This is a genomic window from Lentilactobacillus senioris, from assembly GCF_026798195.1.
GTDB lineage: Bacteria > Bacillota > Bacilli > Lactobacillales > Lactobacillaceae > Lentilactobacillus > Lentilactobacillus senioris_A.
The window spans coordinates 1-2,456 of sequence record NZ_JAPQEZ010000023.1 but is presented as its reverse complement, the minus strand read 5'-3'; the positions used below and the strand labels follow the sequence as shown (position 1 = coordinate 2,456).

The 2,456-nt window shown below is 39.8% G+C and carries 3 protein-coding genes and 2 pseudogenes; all 5 read left to right on the top strand.

Features of this window, described 5'->3' with window-relative positions; all coding sequences use genetic code 11:
* Nucleotides 1–305, top strand: a pseudogene (locus OXT66_RS09530) (conjugal transfer protein); the annotation flags it as partial.
* Nucleotides 306–319: 14 nt separating this feature from the next.
* Entirely contained in the window at nucleotides 320–694 is a 375-nt protein-coding gene (locus OXT66_RS09525) for a hypothetical protein (protein ID WP_096585828.1), read from the top strand.
* 5 nt (nucleotides 695–699) lie between these two features.
* Nucleotides 700–1,557 (top strand): conjugal transfer protein TrbL family protein, encoded by an 858-nt coding sequence (locus OXT66_RS09520; RefSeq protein ID WP_419146391.1) that lies wholly within the window; start codon nucleotides 700–702, stop codon nucleotides 1,555–1,557.
* A 15-nt stretch (nucleotides 1,558–1,572) separates the two neighbouring features.
* Nucleotides 1,573–1,983, top strand: coding sequence for a hypothetical protein (locus OXT66_RS09515; RefSeq protein WP_202960503.1), 411 nt, complete (start codon nucleotides 1,573–1,575; stop codon nucleotides 1,981–1,983).
* A 6-nt stretch (nucleotides 1,984–1,989) separates the two neighbouring features.
* Nucleotides 1,990–2,456: pseudogene (locus tag OXT66_RS09510) on the top strand (toprim domain-containing protein); the annotation flags it as partial.

The following is a 2,456-nucleotide window of genomic DNA, read 5'->3' as shown; positions in this document are numbered from 1 at the left end:
CAGTCAAGGCGACAAAAGCGTTCCAATTTAAACTATTTCCAGGGGCTGATCATTTGGTTAACTTGTCACAGAATGAGTATCAAGGACAACCAGAAGCCAGCCAGGAAACCAACTTTCATCAAAAAGTAGAGAAATGGAAAGCAAAATTAAAGGAGACTGCTCAAAAAAAAGCCGCAAACAAGATGTCTCAAACAGAGGAGGAGCAACAGCAGGACAACCTAGACAGCGACTTAGAGAGGGTTTCAAATAAAGATAGTCAAACAGAGGAGCCAGAAGAGGACGACGATAACAACTTACTTGGCTAATGGAGGACATATTAATGAAAAAATATCGCAAATATATAATCGCCGTGATGACAGTGTTGCTGATTGCTGTCGGTCTAACCGCCTGCGGAAAGTCTACAGCACAAGATTTGCAAAGTAATAAATGGTATCTCAACCAAAAAGGACAAAGCTACAAAACCCAATTTAATAAAAAAACAATGATTATTGAAAGCCCCTTGATGAATGTAAATGCCAATTATTCAGTCAGTAATTCTTCTGGTAAAGAATATTTAAAAGTAAATACTGATGATGAGAAGAATCAAAAATTTGAATTAACTAAAATTAGCGATGGTTATAAAGCTAAAGCAATAAATAAAACTGCCAAAGCAGATGACGGATTAGGAAGCTTTGAATTGCAAAAAAGGAAGTGATAGATATGTTTGTTTTAGGTGATATTTCAGGACTGGTTCAGGGAGCGATTGCTAATTTTTTTGAATGGGCACTGTCTGGTTTGTTGGACGGCTTATTCAACATCTGTAAGGCAATCATTGACCAAGCCAATCAAAGCTTGCCAATTGTTAAAACGTGGTATGCCATCTTCCTGTCCTTTGCGACATCGTTAGTCGTTGTGGTCGTACTTGGCCGCATTGTGATGACAATTCTAAAAGAGGCAGACGAAAGTACCGATGTGACTTGGGCTAATATCATCATGGACGGGATTAAATCAGCGGCCGTGATTCCGGTTTTCGTGTTCTTACAAGGCTTTATTCAAGGTTCAATTACCCTACCCCTACTAAAGTATATGTTTAGCTCTGATCAAAAGTTCACCGCTAAATCAATTACTGGCATGAATAAAGTCCCTGGGCTAAAAGATGTTGGCATTTCGTTACCCTTACAGATTTTATTTCTACTAATCTTCACTGTCGTAACCGTCGTGTTCTTTATCAAAATGTGTGTGTTTGTGGCTGATATGGCTTGGTATAACCTGACAATTCCTTTAGCTGCAATGAGCATGGCGACTGAAAGCTTTGATTATAGTGCCACGTGGTGGAAGAAGTACATTTATTACAATGCTTCCATTATTAGCCAGGTGCTTTGTATGTCATTATCAGTATGGTGCTTCACTAATATGGCTAAATACGGATTTATTGCCTTTATTGCTTCAATCGGATTCGGCTTTCTGGTTGTCAAAACACCTGACGCCGTTAAAGACTTCTGGGCTTCAACCGGTGTGACTAAAAGTGCTGGTATGGGCGCCATGAGAATGTTTCAAAATTATTTCCGTAACCACTAGGAGGGAGAAGTAGTTATGAAGAAAATCGCACACTGGTTATTGGAAAAAGCCAAAAAGAATATGCGAACCGACCCTTTTACAACACCCTCCCGGCGGACTAAACTGTCTTACTATTTTGATAACTTAGTTAGCGTGATCTTCTATTTAATGGGAATTTACCTCATGTTAATGGATTTATACCAAGAGTTTTTCACGGCGAGCCATACCGATTTTTTAGGAACAGCGCTAATGGCCTTAGTTTTACTGCTTGGTGGTCTATTGTTTCGCTGGTCAGCCTTTGCAGATCTCAAAGCCATCAACCGGTATCAACAATATTTGAAACAACAATCGATAGACCAGCAACAAGAATTGCGCCGTGAAACTTGGTTAAAAGCAGCTGAACAAGGCAAAACAGAATTAGAACAGAAGCTTAATCACAAGGAGTGAACGAACATGACCACTGTTATCTTAGCTGAAAAACCTAGTCAAGCCCGTTCATACGTCCAAGCCTTTCAAAAGAGCACAAAAAAAACAGGGTTACTATACGGTTAGTGACCCTGTTTTGCCCGAGAATACGCTTGTCACGTATGTTCTCGGACACTTAGTTGAACTAGCCACACCGGATAAATATGAGCAGAAATATCAGCAATGGGCCTTATCTAATTTACCGATATTTCCCGATAAATACAAGTTTGAAGTGTCAGCTAGTAAAAAAGATCAATTCAAGGTCGTCAAAGACCTGTTAACGAAGGCCGATACCATTATTGTTGCCACCGATAGTGGTCGGGAAGGCTCTAATATTGCCTGGTCAATCATGAGCCAAGCCCAGATTGACGTTAAAAAGAAGACCATTAAGCGCCTTTGGTTGAATAGCCTAGAAAAAGACGCGATTATTACCGGATTCAAAAATCTTGGTGATT

What these genes read in the sequence shown, in the direction of transcription:
- OXT66_RS09525 (WP_096585828.1), top strand. Translation starts at nt 320, where the DNA reads ATGAAAAAATATCGCAAATATATAATCGCCGTGATGACAGTGTTGCTG.
- OXT66_RS09520 (WP_419146391.1), top strand. Translation starts at nt 700, where the DNA reads ATGTTTGTTTTAGGTGATATTTCAGGACTGGTTCAGGGAGCGATTGCT.
- OXT66_RS09515 (WP_202960503.1), top strand. Translation starts at nt 1,573, where the DNA reads ATGAAGAAAATCGCACACTGGTTATTGGAAAAAGCCAAAAAGAATATG.